General features: G+C 62.5%; 20 protein-coding genes and 1 pseudogene. 14 read left to right on the top strand and 7 right to left on the bottom strand.

Annotated elements, in window-relative coordinates:
• From AAFM29_RS09730 to AAFM29_RS09715, 4 genes and pseudogenes are all read left to right on the top strand, one after another.
• Positions 1-589, top strand: a pseudogene (locus tag AAFM29_RS09730) (DNA-directed RNA polymerase subunit beta'); the annotation flags it as partial.
• A gap of 134 nt (positions 590-723) precedes the next feature.
• Positions 724-3,060, top strand: coding sequence for an EAL domain-containing protein (locus tag AAFM29_RS09725; RefSeq protein ID WP_341712605.1), 2,337 nt, complete (start codon positions 724-726; stop codon positions 3,058-3,060).
• A gap of 40 nt (positions 3,061-3,100) precedes the next feature.
• On the top strand, positions 3,101-4,450 hold the full coding sequence (gene gltX / locus AAFM29_RS09720; protein ID WP_341712604.1) for a glutamate--tRNA ligase: 1,350 nt from the start codon (positions 3,101-3,103) through the stop codon (positions 4,448-4,450).
• A gap of 13 nt (positions 4,451-4,463) precedes the next feature.
• On the top strand, positions 4,464-5,756 hold the full coding sequence (locus tag AAFM29_RS09715; RefSeq protein ID WP_341712603.1) for an NADH:flavin oxidoreductase/NADH oxidase family protein: 1,293 nt from the start codon (positions 4,464-4,466) through the stop codon (positions 5,754-5,756).
• Here AAFM29_RS09715 and pyk read toward each other — a convergent pair.
• Positions 5,753-7,222 (bottom strand): pyruvate kinase, encoded by a 1,470-nt coding sequence (gene pyk / locus AAFM29_RS09710; protein ID WP_341712602.1) that lies wholly within the window; start codon positions 7,220-7,222, stop codon positions 5,753-5,755. The genes AAFM29_RS09715 and pyk overlap by 4 nt on opposite strands.
• Before the next feature lie 49 nt (positions 7,223-7,271).
• Here pyk and AAFM29_RS09705 point away from each other — a divergent pair, with 49 nt between their 5' ends.
• The 3 genes from AAFM29_RS09705 (at position 7,272) to AAFM29_RS09695 (ending at position 8,297) form a co-directional block, all read left to right on the top strand.
• Positions 7,272-7,583, top strand: a complete 312-nt coding sequence (locus tag AAFM29_RS09705) for a DUF1244 domain-containing protein (protein ID WP_341712607.1) — start codon at positions 7,272-7,274, stop codon at positions 7,581-7,583.
• 104 nt (positions 7,584-7,687) lie between these two features.
• Entirely contained in the window at positions 7,688-7,924 is a 237-nt protein-coding gene (locus AAFM29_RS09700) for a DUF2312 domain-containing protein (RefSeq protein ID WP_173215335.1), read from the top strand.
• A gap of 28 nt (positions 7,925-7,952) precedes the next feature.
• Entirely contained in the window at positions 7,953-8,297 is a 345-nt protein-coding gene (locus AAFM29_RS09695; RefSeq protein WP_341712601.1) for a YbjQ family protein, read from the top strand.
• A gap of 7 nt (positions 8,298-8,304) precedes the next feature.
• On the opposite strand, the gene AAFM29_RS09690 is transcribed toward AAFM29_RS09695, so the two are convergent.
• From AAFM29_RS09690 to AAFM29_RS09675, 4 genes are all read right to left on the bottom strand, one after another.
• Positions 8,305-8,937: a TadE/TadG family type IV pilus assembly protein gene (locus AAFM29_RS09690; protein WP_341712600.1), complete on the bottom strand. Its 633-nt coding sequence runs from the start codon at positions 8,935-8,937 to the stop codon at positions 8,305-8,307.
• A complete protein-coding gene (locus tag AAFM29_RS09685; RefSeq protein ID WP_341712599.1) occupies positions 8,934-9,554 on the bottom strand; it encodes a TadE/TadG family type IV pilus assembly protein in 621 nt (206 codons plus the stop codon). The genes AAFM29_RS09690 and AAFM29_RS09685 overlap by 4 nt, the downstream gene beginning before the upstream one ends.
• Positions 9,551-11,035, bottom strand: a complete 1,485-nt coding sequence (locus AAFM29_RS09680) for a TadE/TadG family type IV pilus assembly protein (RefSeq protein WP_341712598.1) — start codon at positions 11,033-11,035, stop codon at positions 9,551-9,553. The genes AAFM29_RS09685 and AAFM29_RS09680 overlap by 4 nt, the downstream gene beginning before the upstream one ends.
• Before the next feature lie 159 nt (positions 11,036-11,194).
• Positions 11,195-11,908: a type II CAAX prenyl endopeptidase Rce1 family protein gene (locus AAFM29_RS09675; protein ID WP_341712597.1), complete on the bottom strand. Its 714-nt coding sequence runs from the start codon at positions 11,906-11,908 to the stop codon at positions 11,195-11,197.
• A 101-nt stretch (positions 11,909-12,009) separates the two neighbouring features.
• Here AAFM29_RS09675 and AAFM29_RS09670 point away from each other — a divergent pair, with 101 nt between their 5' ends.
• The 6 genes from AAFM29_RS09670 to AAFM29_RS09645 are packed head-to-tail and all read left to right on the top strand — an operon-like array spanning position 12,010 to position 15,518.
• Positions 12,010-12,762 carry a YebC/PmpR family DNA-binding transcriptional regulator gene (locus AAFM29_RS09670; RefSeq protein ID WP_341712596.1) on the top strand — a complete coding sequence of 251 codons (753 nt, stop codon included), beginning with the start codon at positions 12,010-12,012 and terminating at the stop codon, positions 12,760-12,762.
• Positions 12,759-13,112 (top strand): DUF3147 family protein, encoded by a 354-nt coding sequence (locus tag AAFM29_RS09665; RefSeq protein WP_341712606.1) that lies wholly within the window; start codon positions 12,759-12,761, stop codon positions 13,110-13,112. Before AAFM29_RS09670 ends, AAFM29_RS09665 begins: the two co-directional genes overlap by 4 nt.
• 10 nt (positions 13,113-13,122) lie before the next feature.
• Complete coding sequence (ruvC, locus tag AAFM29_RS09660; RefSeq protein ID WP_341712595.1) at positions 13,123-13,596, top strand: crossover junction endodeoxyribonuclease RuvC; 474 nt, start codon at positions 13,123-13,125, stop codon at positions 13,594-13,596.
• A gap of 12 nt (positions 13,597-13,608) precedes the next feature.
• Complete coding sequence (locus AAFM29_RS09655; RefSeq protein ID WP_341712594.1) at positions 13,609-13,956, top strand: arsenate reductase; 348 nt, start codon at positions 13,609-13,611, stop codon at positions 13,954-13,956.
• 9 nt (positions 13,957-13,965) lie between these two features.
• Positions 13,966-14,538, top strand: coding sequence for a nicotinamide riboside transporter PnuC (gene pnuC / locus AAFM29_RS09650; protein WP_341712593.1), 573 nt, complete (start codon positions 13,966-13,968; stop codon positions 14,536-14,538).
• The gene (locus tag AAFM29_RS09645) at positions 14,535-15,518 is read left to right on the top strand and encodes an AAA family ATPase (RefSeq protein ID WP_341712592.1); all 984 of its coding nucleotides are present in this window, start codon (positions 14,535-14,537) and stop codon (positions 15,516-15,518) included. Before pnuC ends, AAFM29_RS09645 begins: the two co-directional genes overlap by 4 nt.
• On the opposite strand, the gene AAFM29_RS09640 is transcribed toward AAFM29_RS09645, so the two are convergent.
• Positions 15,512-15,682, bottom strand: coding sequence for a hypothetical protein (locus tag AAFM29_RS09640; RefSeq protein ID WP_341712591.1), 171 nt, complete (start codon positions 15,680-15,682; stop codon positions 15,512-15,514). The genes AAFM29_RS09645 and AAFM29_RS09640 overlap by 7 nt on opposite strands.
• Here AAFM29_RS09640 and AAFM29_RS09635 point away from each other — a divergent pair.
• A complete protein-coding gene (locus AAFM29_RS09635; protein ID WP_341712590.1) occupies positions 15,681-16,745 on the top strand; it encodes a glycerophosphodiester phosphodiesterase in 1,065 nt (354 codons plus the stop codon). The genes AAFM29_RS09640 and AAFM29_RS09635 overlap by 2 nt on opposite strands.
• Before the next feature lie 554 nt (positions 16,746-17,299).
• On the opposite strand, the gene ubiG is transcribed toward AAFM29_RS09635, so the two are convergent.
• Complete coding sequence (gene ubiG, locus AAFM29_RS09630; protein WP_341712589.1) at positions 17,300-18,070, bottom strand: bifunctional 2-polyprenyl-6-hydroxyphenol methylase/3-demethylubiquinol 3-O-methyltransferase UbiG; 771 nt, start codon at positions 18,068-18,070, stop codon at positions 17,300-17,302.
• Positions 18,071-18,121: the final 51 nt, after the last annotated feature.

Below are 18,121 nucleotides of genomic sequence, written 5' to 3'. Positions count from 1 at the left end.
GATCAACGACAAGCACATCGAGGTGATCGTTCGCCAGATGCTGCAGAAGGTCGAGATCACCGATGGCGGCGATACCGTGCTGCTGCCGGGCGAACAGGTCGACGTCGAGGAGCTCAACGAGGTCAATGCCAAGCTTGGCAAGGGCAAGCAGCCGGCCACCGGCACCCCGATCCTGCTGGGCATCACCAAGGCCTCGCTGCAGACGCGTTCCTTCATCTCGGCGGCCTCCTTCCAGGAGACCACTCGCGTGCTCACCCAGGCCGCGGTCGAGGGCAAGAAGGACACGCTGATCGGCCTCAAGGAGAACGTGATCGTCGGTCGTCTCATCCCCGCCGGTACCGGCGCGGGCATGAACCGCATGCGCATCACCGCCTCCAGCCGCGACGCTGCGCTGCGTGCGCAGTGGAAGCGGGCGCAGGAAGCGATTATCGCAGCCAACACCGCCGAGGAAGAGCATGCGGCGGAACTCGCCCAGGGCCCGGAAGCGGCGATTGGCGACGATCCGCTGGCGGCAGTCGAGGGTGAGACCCACGGCACCGATGCCGACGCAGGCGAGTACCTGAACGAGGAGGCCCGGGACGGCGAGTAAGCCCGACCGGTAGCCAAGCCGAATAATCGAGGCCCCGCAGAGCGATCTGCGGGGCCTCTTTCATTGAGTTTCCGAGGTTTCTTGGCGCGATATTCCTTCTTTAACCATAACGGCGTAAGTCGGGGTCGACTGCAATGACCCAGCCAGTTTCCTATAGCGACGACGTGCGTCTGCAGATCCTCACCAGGAGGCTCCGCGCGGTATCGTTCGGCGGCCCGATGGCCATCCTCTCGAGCTTTGCCTCGACCGCCGTCCTGCTGGGTGTCTACAGCGACACCCTCAGCCATCCGGCTCCTGCGATCTGGGGTGTGAGCATCGGGGCTATCCTGCTTGCACGCATGGCACTGTTGCGCCTGACCGACATGGCATCGACCGATATCGACTATATCGAGGCGAGCCTGCGCAAGGTGATGGTGGTGATGGGTGCGGTCAGCCTGGCCTGGGCTGTCGGCATTCCGATGTTTGCCATTCTAGGACGACCTAGCGCCCTGCCGGCCCTTGCTGGGATCGCGGCCGCGATGTTTGTCGGCGTGCTCTTGTTGCATCGCTGCGTTCCGCGGGCGGGCTATGCCCACATCATACTGCTCGGCAGCGGCATGGCGACCGCCTCGATCGCCACCTATGGCAGTCACTCCTGGCCACTGCTCCTGCTCCTGGGGGTCTATTCGATCACCTTGTGGATCGCTGTCGGGCGGCTCGATCGACAATTCGTCGACGGTATCGTCAACGAGATCGGCAGCGTCGAGGCGGCAGATACGGTGGCCATGCTGCTGCACGATTTTGAAGAACAGTCCAGTGACTGGCTTTGGACGGTCGGCCCCGGCGGGTTGCTGCGAAGCGTGGCTCCGCGTTTTGCCGCCGCCGCTGGCAGCGATGTCGATACCCTTCAGGATACGCCGTTGATCAACCTGTTCCAGCCGGGGGAAGAGCGCGATCGCCCGGCCCGGCATCTGGTCGAAAACAGCCCGTTCCGCGATCTGCTGGTCAAACTGCGGGTCGATGGCGAGATGCGCTATTGGCGTCTATCCGCCCGGCCGCGCGAAGGCGGCTGGATGCGGGGCGTTGCACGCGACGTGACGCATGATCGGCTGATCGAGGAACGCGTCGCCTTCATGGCGCACTATGACAGCCTCACCGGCCTTGCGAACCGCTATCTGTTCAACGAACGTCTGCGCGATTTGCTGAGCGAGGACGGCGATTGCGCCAGCGACGTCGCATTGTTCTATCTCGATCTCGATGACTTCAAGTCGGTCAACGATACGCGCGGGCATCTGGTAGGCGATCGGCTGCTACGCGAAGTCGGCAGCAGGCTGGAGCAGGAGGTACGTGACGAAGACCTGGTTGCCCGTTTGGGCGGCGATGAATTTGCCGTCCTGATTGAGACACGCGCAGGCATGGGCATGCTGATCGAACGTGCACATCGTTTCCTTTCGGTTGTGCGTGAACCCTATGAGATCGAAGGCCAGCTCTATCGCGTTTCCACCAGCATTGGCGTGGCGCGTTGCAGCAATGGTGATTGCGATGCCGAGGAACTGATGCGCCGGGCCGACCTCGCGCTGTTCGCGGCTAAGCGCAAGGGACGCGATACGCTGGCCATGTTCGAACAGAGCCTCGATCGCGAGGCGCGCGAGCGTCGTGAACTCGAAAACGATCTGCGTGAAGCGATTACGCGCGGCCAACTGCGGCTGCACTACCAGCCGGTCATCGACCTCGATAGCGGCGACATCACCGGCTATGAGGCACTGCTGCGCTGGCATCACCCGCGGCGCGGCCTGATCGGCCCGACGGAATTCCTGCCGATCGCAGAGGAGACCGGCCTGATCCTGCCGATCGGCGGTTGGGTGATCCGCCAGGCCCTTGCAGAAATCTCGCGCTGGAAGGGCGATTTCCGCATCGCTATCAACCTATCGCCCACCCAGGTACGCAGCCCTCATCTGGTGGCACTGGTGGCGCAGGCCCTGCACAATAACGGCATTGCCCCCGAACGGGTCGAGTTCGAGATCACCGAACATGTGTTGATGCTCGAAAGCGAAACCGGGAACGATACGCTGGCGCGGTTGCGTGAATTGGGAACGCGCATCGCGCTCGACGATTTCGGCACTGGCTATTCGTCGCTGGGTTATTTGCGGCAGGCACTGTTCGATCGCATCAAGATCGACCGTAAATTCGTGGTCGGGATTGAGGACGACATCAACGCGCAGGCAATCATTTCCAGCATTACCCGGCTGGCCGAAGCGATGGGCATGCAGACCACCGCCGAGGGGATCGAGAGCCGCAGTCAGCTGGACCTGTTGCGCAAGCTGGGGTGCCAGGAGGCGCAGGGCTTCCTGATCTGCGAGCCTGCGCCGGGCGATGCCTTCGCTACACCGGAAGCGGTCGAGGCCTCGATGAACGGCAAGGGGTCCGACGTGCTCGATTATCGCAAGGCGCGCGAAGCGGCGATGAAGCGGCGCGGAAGCGGAAGCGCCTGACGTCTCGCCAACGCCGCTGCGCTCGGCTATCGGCGCCTCCATGCCTGTAACAACTCGTTTCGCACCTTCCCCCACCGGCCGGCTCCATGTCGGCAATATCCGCACTGCGTTGCACAATTGGATGCTCGCGAAGGAGGCGGGTGGGCGTTTCCTGTTGCGGATCGACGACACCGATGCCGAACGAAGCCGTGAGGAATATGTCGACGCGATAAGGGAGGATCTTGCCTGGCTCGGCCTTGAACCCGATGGCGAAGAGCGCCAGTCGCTCCGGCTCGAAACCTACGAGCGTGCCTTTGCAGCACTGCGTGAGGCAGGGCGGGTTTACCCCTGTTACGAGACGCAGCAGGAGCTGGAGCTCAAGCGCAAGATACAGCTCGGCCGCGGCGTGCCGCCAATCTATGATCGCGCTGCACTGGAACTGAGCGATGCCGAACGCACTGCCAAGGAAGCCGAAGGGATCGCCCCGCATTGGCGTTTCAAGCTCGATCACGGCGAACCGATCGTTTGGGATGACGGTATCCGAGGCGCGCAGAAATTCGATCCCGCGCAGCTTTCTGACCCGGTAATCCGACGGGCCGATGGCAGCTGGCTCTACATGCTGCCCAGTGCGATCGATGATCTGGACATGGGTGTGACTGACGTGTTGCGCGGCGAGGATCACGTCAGCAACACGGCCGTTCAAATACAGATGTTTACCGCGCTGATTGCTGCACAGTTTGCTGCGCAGCAAATCCCGCGTTTCGCGCATGAGGCGCTGCTGGTCGGGCGCGAAGGCAAGCTCTCGAAACGGCTTGGAGCGCTCGGCTGCGACGCCTTTCGCGAACAGGGCATCGAGCCCGAAGCACTGGTTGCCCTGCTGGCCCGGTTGGGTACTTCGCAACCGGTCGAACCGATCGCCGATCGCGCAGTGCTGATCGACGGTTTCGATCTGGGCACCTTTGGGCGCGCGCCGGCCAAGTTCGATGACGCTGAGCTGGCGCGGATCAATACTGCGCTGGTTCACCAGATGGAATTCGCTGAGGTTTCCCATCGCCTACCTGACGGCATGGATGAAGCCGGCTGGCATGCGATCCGCCCGAACCTGAGCCATATCGCCGAAGCCGGCGAATGGTGGCGTCTGGTGACCGGCCCGATCGACCAACCGGAATTTTCGGACGAAGATCGCGCCTATCTGCGCGAGGCTGCCCGAACCCTCGTGTGGGGCGATGATCCTTGGCACACGCTCACCGCGGCGCTCAAGGATGCGACGGGGCGGAAGGGCAAGCAGTTGTTCCTCCCTCTGCGCCAGGCCTTGACGGGGATGGACCACGGGCCCGACATGGGCGAATTGCTGCTGTTGATCGGCGAGGAACGTGCGCGGGCACGTCTTGCGGAGGCGACTGCCGAATAGGGGGAGGAATACGATGGGGGTAACATTGGGATCGAGTCTCGAGTTGCCGTGCGGCGCCGTGCTTCCCAATCGTATTGCCAAAGCCGCGATGACCGAAGGGCTGGCCACGCCTGACGGACGCCCAACCCCCGAGCTCGAACGACTTTACGGCATTTGGTCCGATGGCGGTGCCGGCATACTGTTGTCGGGCAATATCATTGTCGACAAGGACCATCTCGAGCGCCCCGGCAATGTCGTGATCGAGCGGGAGCCCGATGCCGACATGAAGGCGCGGCTGGCCAGTTGGGCCCGCGCAGCGACTCGATGCGGCAATCACTTCTGGGCGCAGATCAGCCATGGCGGGCGCCAGACGCAGAAACTGGTCAACCCGCACCCAAAGTCATCTTCCGATGTCCAACTCGCCTTGCCCGGCGGGCAGTTTGCCAAGCCCACACCGTTGACGCGTGAGGAGATCGCCGATCTCGTCAACCGTTGGGCGGTGGCGGCACGCGCCTGCAAGGAAGCGGGCTTCACCGGGGTTCAGGTCCATGGCGCGCATGGCTACCTGATTTCGCAATTCCTCTCGCCGCGGGTGAACCTGCGGTCGGACGAATATGGCGGCGGCCTGGAGAATCGCGCGCGCTTCCTGCTGGAGATTGTGCGTGCGGTGCGCGATGCGGTTGGCCCCACCTTCCCTATATCGGTCAAGCTCAATAGCGCCGACTTCCAGAAGGGCGGCTTCGACTTCGGTGACAGCCTTAAGGTCGTGCAATGGCTGGAAGCGGCATCGGTCGACCTGATCGAGATTTCCGGCGGGACTTACGAACAGCCCCGGCTGCTGGGTATTGAGGGGCAGGAAGCGGTCGAGGCACAGAATGTCGCGCCATCGACCGCCGCGCGCGAAGCCTATTTCGTCGACTTTGCCAAGGCGATGCAGGCCGAAGTATCGGTCCCGCTGATGGTAACCGGGGGCTTCCGCACCCGCGCGGCGATGGAAGAGGCGCTGGCGAGCGGCGCGGCTGACGTGATCGGCATTGGTCGCCCGATGTGCGTCGATACCGATGCCCCGGCCCAACTGCTAGCGGGTGCCGAGCGGCTTGCCCGCTACGAAGACAACCTCGACCTGCTGCCGCAATGGCTGGGCTTCCTCAAGCGCCTGCAAATGATGAAGGCGATCAATGGCTTTGCGGGCATCTACTGGTTTTACGAACAGATCTGGCTGCTCGGCCATGAAGGCCGGGTCGATCGCGACCTGTCGGTCTTCACGGCGTTCCGTATCGTTGATGCGCGCAACCGACGCATCATGAAGGAACGCCGCGCGCTCTAACTGTCGTGCTTGTCCAGCTCGTCGCCCGAAATGGTGACGACATGCATCAGATTGGTCGAGCCGGGGGTGCCGAAGGGCACACCCACTAGGGCGATCAGCTTGCTGCCCGCTTGGCCGAAGCCATGGCGTAGCGCCATGCGCTTGCCCTTGGCGATCATCTCTTCGAAACTGCCGATATCCTTGGTCGCCACCGCATGCGCGCCCCATAGCAGGCCCAGCCGGCGGGCGGTCTTCATGCTTGGGGTCAGCACAAGCATGGGAACGGATGGGCGTTCACGCGCGACGCGGCGGGCGGTCGAACCCGAACCGGTGAACACGGTGATCGCACTGATCGCGACCGTATCGGCCACGGTCATGCAGGCATGCGCCAGCGCGTCGGCGGTGGTGGCGTCCGGCATTGTTTCGAGAAATCGCACGCGGGCCAGATAGGCCTCATCACGTTCGACCTGGCGGGCGATCTTGTGCATGATCGTGACCGCTTCTTCGGGCCATTCGCCGGCCGCGGTTTCGGCACTCAGCATTACCGCGTCCGCGCCGTCATAGACCGCATTGGCCACGTCGGAGACTTCGGCGCGGGTCGGGGCAGGGCTTTCGATCATGCTTTCGAGCATCTGCGTTGCCACGATCACCGGCTTGCCCGCGGTGCGCGCCTTGTTGACGATCCGCTTCTGCAGAGGCGGCACTTCCTGCGGTTCGAGTTCGACTCCCAGATCGCCGCGCGCGACCATGATGCCGTCGGACAGTTCGATGATCTCGTCCAGCCGGCGTACCGCCATCGGCTTTTCGATCTTGGCGCAGAGCGCGCCTTGCCCGCCCATCAGCTTGCGCGCTTCGGCAAGGTCTTCGGGGCGCTGCACGAAGCTCAGCCCGATCCAGTCGACCCCCTGCTGCATGGCAAAGGCGAGGTCCTTGCGATCCTTGTCGGTCAGCGCCGGGATCGGCACTTCGGCATCGGGCACGTTCACGCCCTTGCGGTCCGAAATGACCCCGCCGACTTCGGCCGAACAAAGGATCTTGTCATCGTCGGCGCTGATCACCTTCAGGCGGATCTTGCCGTCGTTGATCAGCAGGCGCTGCCCCTTGCTCAGCAGGCCGAACAGTTCGGGATGCGGCAGCTCGACGCGCGTCTCGTCACCCGGGGTGGGATCGCGATCGAGCGTGAAATGGCCCGAGTGGCGGATCACCGCCTGCCCGTCCTTGAACTTGCCCACGCGCAGCTTGGGGCCCTGCAGGTCGGCGAGGATCGCGATTGGGCGGTGGAAATCCTTTTCCATCGCGCGGATCGCCTTGATCGTCTTCTCGTGATCGGCGTGCTCACCGTGGCTCATATTGACCCGGAAGGCGTCGACCCCGGCCTTGAACAGGCGGGCGAGCATTTCGGGCGAACGGCTGGCGGGGCCGACGGTGGCGAGGATCTTGACCTTGCGCCCCCGGGGATCGACACGCTTGGGATCGAGCTTTTGCATGGCAGACGCCTATGGCACAGGCGTGCTGCAACTCAAGGACAACAGTTTCATGGATACGAATACAGACGCCCTCGACCAGCTCCCCGATGCCGTAGCGGCAAGCGCATTTCGCCGACTGGTGCGGCACCTGCGCCACCGCCACGACGCACAGAACATCGACCTGATGGGGCTTACAGGCTTCTGCCGAAACTGTCTGGCCGACTGGATCGTCGACGGTGGCTTCGAAGGTGACAAGGCGACGGCGCGCGAAGTGATCCACGGCATGCCACAGGATGAGTGGAAGGCCACGCGCCAGACCCCCGCAACGCCCGAGCAGCTGGCGCGGATGGAGGCGAGCCTGGCCCTGAACGCCAAGGACTAACGCACAAGAATCGGGATTCGCACCCTTCACCCAAGGCGACCTGCTGGCTATCGCAGCCGCTTTCGCCCTCGCGGCGATTCTCACACTACCGGAGCTTATCTCACATGGCCGAAGCCACCGACGACCGCCTGCGCTTGCTGATCGAGCGTATCGAACGCCTCGAGGAAGAGAAGAAGGGCATCGCCGACGATATCCGCGACGTCTACGCCGAGGCCAAGGCGGTCGGTTACGACACCAAGATCATGCGCCAGATCGTCCGCCTGCGGAAGATGAAGCCCGACGACCGGCGCGAGATGGAAACCATTCTCGACACCTACAAGGCCGCGCTCGGCCTCGCCTGAACACATTTCAACTGGGGGTAATTGAACCATGGCCCAACTGCCCGAACGCCGCGTGATCCTGGTCACCACCACCCCCACGATCGAGGGGCATCCGATCCAGTCCTATCTGGGGCTGGTATCGGGCGAGGTGATTCTGGGGGCCAATGTGTTCCGCGATATGTTTGCCGGCCTGCGCGATTTCTTCGGCGGGCGCGCGGGCAGCTACGAACGCGTGCTGCAGGATGCGCGGCAGCGCGCGATGCAGGAAATGCAGGCCGAATGCGATCGCCGCGGCGGCAATGCCGTTGTCGGCGTCGATCTGGACTATGAGGTAATCGGCAGCAAGGGCTCGATGCTGATGGTCAGTGTCAGCGGCACGGCTGTGCGGATCTGATTGCAAATCAGCAGGACATGGTGGCGAGGTCCTGCGCGTTCGAGATCTTCCGGTTGTTGCGATCGCGGACGTTCAGTGCTGCTTCGTAGCGGATGACCTCCGCATCGAACATGCTGCTGAAGAAGATCGGCTCGTACTGGTATGATACTTCCGCGAACATTACCGCGGTCCCGCCCAGCGAACTGATCCGGTGGCCGGGCTTGCCAAGGCCGTTGGGTAAGCTGCCGTCGTTCTTGCCCTTGCCTTCGCGGCCATAGGAGGGTTCGACTTCCAGTTCGCCCCAGCAACGTTGCCATTCAATCTTCTGACCCCTGGCATTGCCGTTGTTGCCGTTTTCCTGGAGCGAAGAGAGGACGACCCTGCCGCGCTCCTGGAAATCGATTGAGTTGCCGATGACACCGGCACCGGCGAAAATCTCGTAGACATTGGCTTCGTCCATACCGGTGGCAACACGACCAGCATTGTCCGATACGGTATTGGCAATCTCGCTGACCCGCATGTGGGTCAGTGCGAAGTTGGCGAGCTCGATCCCGCCGACGATCATCAAGGCCATGAGCGGCGCGACGAAGGCGAATTCTACCATCGCCACGCCGGCTTCATCGCGACGCAGGCGATGCAGCCATGGTGCAGACCGGTTCATGGCGTTACCCCGCAAATCACTGGCGGCGTTGGTTGGTTGCCATAGGGTTGGTTTCGCACTGCGGTTTCGACAGTGAAATCGATATAGGGCGAAATCCCGAGCAGCGATGCGGTGGGGAAGAGGCGCTCCATGCGGACATTGACCGAATAGAAACTGACATCGTTGGCACCGCCGATTCCGACCCGACCGGAGTCGAGATCATATTCGCCATCTTCGTCCAGGTCTTCCCAGCAATCGCCGTCGGACTCGTCGAACTGGCCATTGCCGTTGACGTCGGTGATCAGTCGTTCTGGATTACCGATACCATTGAAATCAAAGTAGTTTCTCTGACTGATCGTATATTCGGCGTCGGGCGCGACTGCGTCGATCTGTTGCTTGAGCGTGGCTTCAACGCGCTCTTCGGTGGTTGCCCCAGCGGCGAGAAAAGTCGGATCTTCCACTGACGCGCGTCGGCTCACATCTGAGAGTGCACCTTGGGTGACGGCCCTGATGTAATACTGGTGACCGAGGTCCATTCCGCCCATCAGGAGCATGAGGAACGGCGTCAGCAGCAAACCGAACTCTACGGCCGATACACCGCGCTGATCGGCCAGAAGATTGATGATTCTGTGGCTCATTGCGTCAACCTCAGATTGCCGATGCCCCGGCCGATCTCGGCGAATACCTGTTCCAGGTCGGTGCCGTCGCTGACAAAGAAGTTTGCCTCGCTCGTCGCGCAGCTTTCGATATCGGAGGTATTGGTTACGTCGAGTGCAATGACCCAGACCGTAATCTTCATCGACTTGGCCAGGCGACAGGCATCTTTGAAGCGATCGATGTGCTTCGAGTTCTGCGAACCGAACCCCTCCATTCGTTGCTGGTATTCTTCGACCCCATAGGCCGAATAGAGCCTTGCACCGGTTTCGAGCTTGCCGTCGGTCATGAAGACGATGTGCTGATTGACCGGTACGGACCCGCGCATTTCGGGGTTGTCGGCCACGAAATAGCCGTTGCGCGAGATAAACCGCAGTCCCCAGAGCATGCCGATGTCGTGGTAGGTACCGCCTGTGACCCGGGCGGTTGCCGCGTTGATTGCTGCGGCAAAGGCGTTTTCGCTGGCATAGGTTTGCAGCCTCGTCGCCTCTGCCGGGCAGCCGACCTGTGACATGCCCATCTGCACACCCGGGTCGTATCGACCGAACTGGTGCGCCGAGTCATTGGCGTTGGCGGGGAGCAGGTCGACATCGTCGAGAGTGATCGAGTTCGAGATGCGTATCGGGTTGGTATTGCTGCCGATCGAAGCACGTTCTTCGATGCAACCATCGCCGCTGGTGCGGAAGCCCTGGGTATTGGCATTGTTGTTGTTGCCGTTGGTGCCCCAGGTCGATGCGTTGATGTGGACCGACTTGGTACCTGTGTGAGTGAAGACGAACGTAGGTCCCATGCGGGTGGTATAACCGTCGACATAGTCCTGCACGGTCACGATATCGCGATTACGCAGCGAGCGCCCGACGTTGACGGTGTGCGAATAAGGCATGATCCCGAAACGCGTGGTGGACCCGTCGGCATCTTCCAGGGCGCGATAGAGCCCCAGTGCCCCGGTTCGCAGGGCGCTGATCTTTGCTGGTCCACCCGTGGATGGCGAAAAGGCCATGGAGCCGGTCACATCGAGCACCAGCATGATGTCGTTATCGCCCACGTCCTTCTGCGCATTGCAGGTCACGGCAATCGGGATGGTGTCAAAGCCGAACACGCGCATCAGCCCGGTTGGTATGTCGGCGCTGGCACTGCCGAGAAGCTCGGTGTTCTTCGCCGGGTTCTGCTCGATGTTGAAGGCCAGGTTGCGCGCGGAATAGGTGCCATTGGGGAAATTGAAATCGAAAAAGCGCTTCGCTTCGTTTCGGTGAGGCTGCTTGAACATGGTGCCTTCCATGATCTGGCGACCCGCCAGGACTCCGGCATCGCAGGACTGCTGCAGCTTGGAACGGGCCATGTAGGCGACGCTGATGTCCATGGCCCCGCCGACCAGTGCGATGAGCGGAAGGATGCCAGCCGCAAACATCGGCAAAACGTTGCCGCGCGTATCGCGCGCCAGTCTATGAAATAGATTGTACTTCACCAGGCGCCCCCGCTATTTCGGGGCGATTTATCGCTTGATATATTTAAGAAAAATCGAAGCGACTGGTTAATGCGATCTCAACCGCAATCTTCGGGTTGCGATTACTTGCCCGGTCCGAGTGAAATTTTGACTTCGAGGGCGATTGGAGCCCGTCCGGTTTCACCCGGCGCCGTTCGCCAGCAGCACCAAGCCGATGAATGCGCTGTTGTGGAGTACGTGGATCAGCATGCTCGACCACAGGCCGTAATTGACACGGGCATAGCCCAGCACCAGCCCGGTGGCGAATTGCGGCAGCACCAGTGGAGCCAGCGCAAGCAGGTTCCCTTCGGCGAAGTTGAACAGGTGTGCGCTGGCGAACAGCAATGCGCTGATCCAGAAGACAACAGGGAAAATCCGCGTGAACCAGCCCATTGCGCCGCGGCGGCGCAGTGCGAAGATGGCCAGTGCGGCGAGCAGCAGCGTGACGCCGGTGGCTGCCAGATAATAGGCCTGCTCGCGTCCGGCGACTGCAAGCGCGGCTGATGCTCCCCCGCCAAGCACCAGAATCAGCGCCAGCAAGTGCCCGGGGCGACCCGAAAGCCAGCTGCGGAAGGCGATCTCCTCACCCAGCGGTGCGACGATCACTGCGGCCAGGATGAGCCCGGGGCCCAATTCCATGCCCGCCAGTGCGGTCTCGGGCAATTCGATGCCGCTGGCGCTGGCTAAAGATCCGATTGCCAGCAGGATCAGCATGATGATCAGGTCGAGTACCAGGAGCCGCCCCGTTGCGGCCAGGTTGCTCAGGCTCGGCAGCGGAGCGCGCTCGGGCAGTACCGGGCGCCTGAGGAAGGATCCGAAGCGCGCCCATTCGCCGCGCAGGGTGGTTGCGTGCACGACTTCCGTCGAGCCACTTGTCGTGATTGCATCCATGCGGCTAAGGCGACCCCCAGATTCTCTGAACCATCCATCCATCACAGCTACGCAAAAGCGAAACCATGGCCGGCCATTCCAAATTCAAGAACATCATGCATCGCAAGGGCGCGCAGGACAAGAAGCGCTCGGCGATGTTCTCCAAGCTATCCCGCGAAATCACCGTCGCGGCGAAAATGGGCATGCCCGATCCGGACATGAACCCGCGCCTGCGCCTGGCGGTCAACGCGGCCAAGGCGCAGTCGATGCCCAAGGACAATATCCAGCGCGCGATCGACAAGGCCAGCATGGCCGGCGGCGAGGACTACGAAGAAGTCCGCTACGAAGGTTACGGCCCGGGCGGCGTCGCGCTGATCGTCGAAGCGCTGACTGACAATCGCAATCGCACCGCCACCAATGTGCGCACCGCCTTCTCCAAGAACGGCGGCAACCTCGGTTCGGAAGGCTCGGTGAGCCATGGTTTCGAACGACTCGGCCTGATCGAATATCCGGCGAGCGTGGGTGACGAGGACAAGGTCCTCGAAGCTGCGATCGAGGCCGGTGCCGACGACGTCGAGAGCGACATGGGCGAAGATGGCGGCCACTCGATCTGGACCGCCCCTGACGCGCTACATGAGGTCGCCGGCAATCTTGAGAAGGCTCTGGGTGAAGCGGAGACTGTCAAGCTGGCGTGGAAGCCCACCATCACCGTTGCGATGGATGAAGGCGGCGCCGCTACCCTGCTGAAACTGGTCGACACGCTCGACGATGACGACGACGTCCAGACCGTGTGGGGCAATTACGAGATCGCCGACGAGATCATGGAGAAGCTGGGCTGAGCTGGAGCCTCGTCGCCAAGGCGCTGCTCGCCGGCGCCATGATCGCGGCGATTGCCGAGGTCGGGCGGCGGTTGCCGACGATGGGCGCGCTTATTGCCAGCCTGCCGCTGGTTTCGATCCTCGGCATGATCTTCCTGTGGATGGCGCGGCCCGATGCCGAAAACATGGCACGCCATGCGGAGGCAACCTTCTGGTACGTGCTACCCAGCCTGCCGATGTTCCTGCTGATCCCGGTTCTACTGCGGCAGGGGATGAATTTCTGGCTGGCGCTGATGCTTGGCTGCGCGCTGACCGTGGCACTCTATCTCGGCATGATGCAGGTCGGTCCGCGGCTCGGGCTGCGCCTGTGACCGACCGACCGTGATTATCCTTGGCCTCGATCCCTCGCTCAGCTGCACCGGCTGGGGCGTGATCCGATCCGAAGGTTCGCGCATCGTGCATGTGGCCAATGGCCAGGTGCCGACCGACGCCAAGGCGCCGATGCCCGAACGGCTGGCCGCCTTGCAGGCGGCACTGGCCGAAGTCATCGCGGCGCACCGCCCCAATCGTGCAGCGGTGGAAGAGGTCTTCCTCAACAAGAACCCGCAATCGACGCTCAAACTGGCGCAGGCGCGCGGTGCCGTGCTCGCGGCCTGCGGTGCGGCGGGGCTGGCGGTCAACGAACATGCCGCGCGACTGGTGAAAAAGGCGGTGGTCGGGACCGGCGGGGCCGAGAAGGCACAGGTCCAGGCGATGCTCAAGGTGCTGCTGCCGGGGGTTAAGGTGGCTGGCGCGGATGCCGCCGATGCGCTCGCGGTGGCGATCGCCGATGCGCATCTCGCCGAGAAATTCTGACGGAGACTTCCTGTGACGATCGACTTCTACGGCATTCCCAACTGCGACACGGTCAAGAAGGCCCGCAACTGGCTGGAGGGGCAGGGCCTCGATTACACCTTCCACGACTACAAGAAGGAGGGCGCCGATCCGGCGAAGCTGGCGGTGTGGATCGGGGAGATGGGCATCGATATCGTGCTCAACCGGCGAGGCACCACGTTTCGCAAGCTCACCGACGAGCAGAAGGCCGATATCGATGTGGCCAAGGCGGTGGCGCTGATGGTCGAGCAGCCGGGTATGATCAAGCGCCCGGTGGTCGAATATCCCGGTGGTCTGCTGGTCGGCTTCGATGCTGCCGCCTGGGTTGTCGCGCTGGGCTAAGGCGCGGCGGTGAACACGCTCGAACTGATCGCGGTGGCGCTGGGGCTGGCCAATGTCGGCCTGCTCGTGCGCCGCAGCATGTGGAACTACCCCTTCGGCATGGCGATGGTCACGCTCTACGCGCTGATCTTCTTTGAGGCGAAGCTCTACGGTGAAGCGGGTTTGCAGGGCTTCTTCTTCGTGGTGCAGGGTTGGGGCTGGTACCTGTGGGCGCGCGCCGGGGGGCTGGAACACGCGGTCGCGGTGCGCTGGATGGGCTGGCCCGCGCGGATCGCCTCGCTGGTGCTGGTGGGCCTGGTCACCATCGGGCTGGGCACGCTGATGCACCGGCTGACCGATGCCGCCATGCCCTTTGCCGATGCTGCGATCACCGGGGCCAGCGTGGTGGCGCAGGTGCTGCTGTCGGTGCGGCGGATCGAGAACTGGATCCTGTGGATCGCCATCGATATCGGGTCGATCGCGCTCTATATCCAGCGCGATCTCCAGTTGACCGCCGGGCTCTATTGCGCCTTCCTGGTGCTTGCCACGCTGGGCCTCTTCGAATGGATCCGCGCGTCGCGCCGGGGCGAGGCGCCCGCGTGACCACACGCGGTTTCCTTCTGGGCAAATTCATGCCGCCCCATGCCGGCCATGCCGCGCTGGTCGAAGCTGCAGCAAAGCTGGTTGACCAGCTCACGGTGTTGGTCTGCTGGCTGCCCGACGATCCGATCCCCGGGTTGCTGCGGCTCGAATGGATGCAGCGCCTGTTTCCCGCATGCCGCGTGGTGGGGCATGGCGACGTCGTCCCGCAGGAACCCGCCGACAGTCCGGATTTCTGGCCGATCTGGCAGCAGATCGTCGCGCGGGCGCATCCCGAGCCGATCGACTACGTCTTTGCCGGCGAGGACTATGGCCTCGATCTTGCCGCGCATATCGGCGGCTTCTTCGTCCCGCTCGGTGGGCGCGTACTGAATGCCGACGATGAACTTGCTTCGCTATCGGGCAGTGCGGTGCGTGCCGATCCCGCCGCGCATTGGCCGCTGCTGCCCGAACCGGTGCGCGCGCATTTTCGCCGCACGGTCTGCCTTCACGGGGCGGAAAGCACCGGCAAGTCGACGCTGGCCGCGCAATTGGCGGGCGATCTGGGCACTCACTGGGTCCCCGAATATGGGCGCAGTCATTGCGAGGCGCACCGTGGCCCGCTTTCGCGCGCGGACCTGCTGCTCATCGGCCGGGCGCAACAGGCGATGGCGCAGGCGGCCGGCCGCTGGGCCGGACCGCTGCTGCTGCTCGATACCGATGCGCTGATGACCGCCGCCTGGTGCGAGATGCTGCTGGGTGAGCGCCCGGCCGAGCTCATGGAAATGGACAAGGCCGATCTTTACCTGCTGCTCGAACCAGACCTGCCCTGGGTGGACGACGGCACGCGCTTCTTCGCCGATCCGGCGGATCGTGTGCGCTTCGCCAAGTTGGTCGAGGGAGTCTTGCTGGACGCCGGTGTTCGCTTCGAGCGGATCGGCGGGAAGGGCGGCGAACGCCTGGCGGCCGCGCGGGCGGCTATCGACGGCCTGTCGTGTCAGTAGCCGCTGTCAGGGCCCCAATCGTCGTCGTCCGAAGTGCTCATCACGGCACGGGCGTTGTCGTTCGAAGCGCTTGTGATCGTCCGTTTGAGCGACGCAAAATCGTAGCCAGCGCCATATACGAGGCCCAACACGATCAGCCCAGCAAGGAGGAGCTTCTTAAACATGGCTGCAAGTAATGCGCCCAAACTGGTTAAAATGGCCCTAACGGGGCTGTTCGGCCTGCTCGTTGCGGTCGATCCGCTCGCCGCGGAAGAGATGCTGGTGATTGCGCATCGCGGCGCCAGCGGCGAACGGCCCGAGCACACGCTGGCGGCCTATGAACGCGCGATCGACCAGGGTGCCGACTATATCGAGCCCGATCTGGTGGTGACCAGGGACCTGGTGCTGGTCGCACGCCACGAGAACGAGCTGTCCGGCACGACCGATGTGGCCTCCCGCGAGGAATTTTCCGACCGCAGACGCAGCAAGACTATAGACGGGCAATTGACCAACGGCTGGTTCGCCGAGGATTTCACCTTGGCCGAACTGCGCACACTCCGCGCCAAAGAGCGCATTCCGGGCATTCGCCCCGCCAACGCCCGTTTCGACGGGCTCTACACCGTGCCGACCTTTGCCGAGATCCTCCAGCTGGTCCGCGCCAAGGAAGCCGAGAGCGGTCGGCGCATCGGCATCTATCCCGAGCTCAAGCACCCGACCTTCCTGCTGCAGGAGGCGGGTATCGACAGTATCGACCTGCTGGTAACCGCGCTGCGTCAGGCCGATCTCGACGATGCCGACGATCCGGTGTTCATCCAGTGCTTCGAGGTCGGACCGCTCAAACGGCTCAATGCCATGGTCGACGTGCCACTGGTACTGCTGGTCGCGCAGGGCGAGGGCCCTGCGGACGAGCCGGGCTTGCTTTACGAAGACATGCTGACCCCGTCAGGTCTGCCCGAGATTGCGACCTACGCCGATGCCATCGGCGCGGATATGCGCCTGCTGTTCGGGCCCGAAGGCGTGCCATCGGGACTGGTCGAAGAAGCCCACGCCGCGGGTCTCAAAGTGCATGGCTGGACGCTGCGCAAGGAAAACGCCTTCCTCCCACCCGTGCTGCGCCGGGGTCCAGCGGAAAACGGCGTCGGCGATGTGCTGGGGATGGTCGCCCTGCTCGCTGCACAGGGACTCGATGGCGTTTTCACCGACGACCCGGGGCGCGTGGTCAGCGCGCTCACTCGAGCTATGAGGTAATTGAGCGAAGGTGGCGGCTGCCTCAGAAACCTACCACCGATATACGCTGGCAATGGTCAACGGCTCCAAGCCATTTCGAGTAGACCCAAGAAGCCCCAAAACAAGAAAAAGAGGTGGATTCTATTGATCGTTCCTTCCAAAAATGAAAGTCGATCATAGAATATAAAGCAAAATAGGAATAATGCACATATAGATGCGGTCATGAATATAAGCATTTTTAAACCAATTATTTTATATGTTATTGATGAATTAAGAAAAATCGATCGAATAAATATTCAAAATAACAATAAAACTAAGATCATTGCGTCAATGTGTCAGCTATGAACCTCTTCGAATGACCTGCCTTTCCTACTTGCTCCAGGAGTGGTCATGGTCGTCCCATGATCTACTTTCCCATCCTTGCTGGGGTGCGAGCTCCCAGCTTTCCGCAAGCAGCAAAAGGAGACAGGCTGAGGTTGAAAATTCGTTACAATACGTTGAAGTTAAAACGGAAAATTCGAATCCACTATTTTTCAGAACCCCCCGGTCGGTGTTCCACGCTGCCCCTTGCGCACTCAGTTCCGGCGCGCGGTGACAAGATAGTTCAGCGACAGGTCGCTCGACAGGTGGAGACCCTTGCTCGGCGAGAAGGCGATGCCGGTCGGCTCGCCCATTTCCAGGCCGGCCTCGGCCAGCAGTTCGCCCAGCTCTTCGGGGGTGATGAAATCGTTCCAGTGGTGGGTTCCCTTGGGGATCAGGCCGAAGCCTTCTGCCGCGCCGATCATCAGCAGGCGCGATGCCGGGGTGCGATTGGGGGTCGAGAGGATCATCAGTCCTCCCGGGGCAAGCCGTGCGGCGAGCGCTTCGAGGAAAGCGCGTTTGTCGGCGACATGCTCAATCACTTCCATTGCGGTGACGAGGTCGAACTGGCCGATATCGAGCGTGCCGATTTCTCCCGCCATGTAGCGGATATCGAGATGGCTCCCTTCGGCATGGGTAGCGGCTGCGGCGATGTTTTCGGGAGCGGCATCGACCCCGGTCACCTCTGCGCCCAGTCGCGCCAGCGGTTCGCACAGCAGCCCGGCACCGCAACCGACGTCGAGCGCGCTCTTTCCTGCAAGCGGTTTGCGCGATGCGGCGTCGCCGCCCCAATGCCGGTCGATCGCCTTGCGCAGGAAGCCCAGCCGCACCGGATTGAGCTTGTGGAGCATGGCGGAGGAACCCTTGGGATCCCACCAATCGCGCGCCAGCTGGCCGAAATGCGCAGCCTCTTCGGGCCGGATCGTTTGCCCGCTCGTTTCGGTGCGTGAAGTTTTGCTACGTGTGTCGGTTGTTGCATCGCCCATGCGCTCTGGCTAGCAGCCACCACTCGACCATTCCAGCACGGAGACGCTGAC

Source organism: Erythrobacter sp. (assembly GCF_038133525.1).
GTDB lineage: Bacteria > Pseudomonadota > Alphaproteobacteria > Sphingomonadales > Sphingomonadaceae > Qipengyuania.
The sequence above is the reverse complement of the archived record's forward strand: the minus strand, read 5'-3'. Positions and strand labels throughout refer to the sequence as shown.